Genomic DNA, 1,924 nt, shown 5'->3' with positions numbered 1-1,924 from the left:
CCGTGGCTGGCTAGGCCTTCAACGTATGACTCTTTCATTCACAACACCTCACCGGTTTTGACCGGCGCACGGACACGCTTTTGCAGTTCAGGCGGCCAGTTTCATCAGCCTTTGCTGACGGGCTTCGAGGGGTGATTTGAAGCCCAATTTTTCAAGACGCCAGTCGCGGTTGTATCGATCCCTGAACGCGATGGCGGCAGCACGAACTTCCTCCAAGTTCTTGAAGATGCGCCCATGAATAGCCTGTTCCTTCATGGTCCGGTTGAACCGCTCGGCAACGCCATTGGTCTGGGGTTCGGCGACGAAGGCGTAGCTCGGCGTGACGCCCCAGAACCTGATCTGATCGCGAAAGTCGTCCGAGATGTATTGCGAGCCGTGATCCATTCTTAGCGACAATCCGCGGCCCGCGTCGGCGACTACGGAGCCGAACTCGCCCAGCAGCCCTTGGGAGATCGGCTCGAGGGCAGCGAAGCGGTCACCGATTTTCGCGGCATGGATGCCGGTGCACATGCCATCGCAGTGGTCAACGCTCGAGAAGATCCATACCATGCCGTCGTCCACGGTCTCGATGCGCACCCCATCGGTGCCCCACATTTCATTCGGGCGATCAGTCGTGATCCGGCCGTCGTGGCGGTTGGGTTCGCCTTGCGCTTGGCGGTGCGGCGAGAGCAACCCGTGCTCGCCCATCAACCGCAGTACGCGGGTCCGGGACACGCGAATGTCGTGCACGATGCGCAGCCGCGCCCAGACCTTGCGATGCCCCTCGCCGATGAAGGGCGAGGCCGCCAGATCGTCGCGGATGGCCTTCAGCAAGTCTGCATCGGGCATCTTCGGCTTCGGTCCACGCCTGCGCTGAATCGGCATCACGTTGGTGCTCGCTCTGGCACGAACGGCATAGATCGTCGAACGCGGGAATTCGAGCACCTGGCAAACCCGTTGCAATCCAAAGGGCTTGCCTGCACTGACGGAGATCTCGCGGCTCATGTCGACGATCTCCGACCGGTCAAAGGGCGACGGGCCTGCAGTTCACGTTCCTTGCGCAGGATCTCGTTTTCCAAAGACAGCTCGCCCACGCGTCGCACGGCGTCGTTAAGCCGCGCTTCCAGCGGATCGCCGGTTCGTGTCTTCAGGCCAGCCTCCAGGCCAGCTAGTGCCAGCTCACGCCATTGCTCAAGCTCGGCGATCGTCACTCCCACTTCGCGGGACACGGCGTCAACAGGTTCGCCGCGCAGCAACCGGAGGACCACGCTACGTTTGCGGCCGGTCGACCAGCGTTTGACTTCGGCGGCGCCAGAGGCGCTTCCAGTCGCGCTACGCGCTCCTTCCAGCGCCTCTGGCACAACCGCTTTTGCATCATGTTTCTTTAACATCGACTGCTCCAGTTCGGAACACATGTTTTACCCCAAATCTGTGTCCAAAAAAACCGGAGGCGCCGCAGACTTTGTCGCTGACAGCCGCTTCGCCTACTCCGGGGTCGCCGGCGAGCACTCGGTGCATGACACGCAAATCAAGCGGCTGCGCCACCTGAATTTCTTCCAGCACGTGCGACCTGCAAGTCGCTTGAGTTTCTGTTTCACGGAGGTAGTAATCTGATGAAACCGGCTGTTCCATCAGCCGTTCCCTACCCAGACATGCTGAGCCGGCAACAGCTTGGTGTGAAGCTCTGGGGACAATGTAACCGCCGATCTTCGGGACGCTAACCCGCGAGGGACAGCGGAATCTGCCAGCACAAGGGCGGAAAGGGGCTAACGAGGCTCCGCCTCAGACCGACGAGTTGTACGGGTGACTGCGGAGCGCTGGCGGTGTAAGGTGGCTCCGGTCGAGCCGGCTGGGACGTGCCCAGCGATGTACGAGCTCGAAGCTCAATGGGTCCGAAGACCCGTGGACGACCGGAGCCAATCATGACGTTATCACAGAGTGTGTG

At 61.1% G+C, this 1,924-nt stretch carries 3 protein-coding genes; all 3 read right to left on the bottom strand.

Features of this window, described 5'->3' with window-relative positions:
- Positions 1-87: 87 nt before the first annotated feature.
- The 3 genes from AWB81_RS42440 to AWB81_RS46260 are packed head-to-tail and all read right to left on the bottom strand — an operon-like array spanning position 88 to position 1,611.
- Entirely contained in the window at positions 88-984 is an 897-nt protein-coding gene (locus tag AWB81_RS42440) for an IS3 family transposase (protein WP_062644519.1), read from the bottom strand.
- A complete protein-coding gene (locus tag AWB81_RS42435; protein WP_235026244.1) occupies positions 981-1,394 on the bottom strand; it encodes a hypothetical protein in 414 nt (137 codons plus the stop codon). Before AWB81_RS42435 ends, AWB81_RS42440 begins: the two co-directional genes overlap by 4 nt.
- Positions 1,354-1,611 carry a hypothetical protein gene (locus AWB81_RS46260; protein ID WP_159939034.1) on the bottom strand — a complete coding sequence of 86 codons (258 nt, stop codon included), beginning with the start codon at positions 1,609-1,611 and terminating at the stop codon, positions 1,354-1,356. Before AWB81_RS46260 ends, AWB81_RS42435 begins: the two co-directional genes overlap by 41 nt.
- Between the last annotated feature and the right edge of the window lie 313 nt (positions 1,612-1,924).

The sequence above is a fragment of the Caballeronia arationis genome (assembly GCF_001544975.2).
Classification (GTDB): domain Bacteria; phylum Pseudomonadota; class Gammaproteobacteria; order Burkholderiales; family Burkholderiaceae; genus Caballeronia; species Caballeronia arationis.
The sequence above is the reverse complement of the archived record's forward strand: the minus strand, read 5'-3'. Positions and strand labels throughout refer to the sequence as shown.

Excerpts from the sequence above, each read along its gene's own strand:
- AWB81_RS42440 (WP_062644519.1), bottom strand. The coding sequence starts at position 984 with ATGAGCCGCGAGATCTCCGTCAGTGCAGGCAAGCCCTTTGGATTGCAA.
- AWB81_RS42435 (WP_235026244.1), bottom strand. The coding sequence starts at position 1,394 with ATGTGTTCCGAACTGGAGCAGTCGATGTTAAAGAAACATGATGCAAAA.
- AWB81_RS46260 (WP_159939034.1), bottom strand. The coding sequence starts at position 1,611 with ATGGAACAGCCGGTTTCATCAGATTACTACCTCCGTGAAACAGAAACT.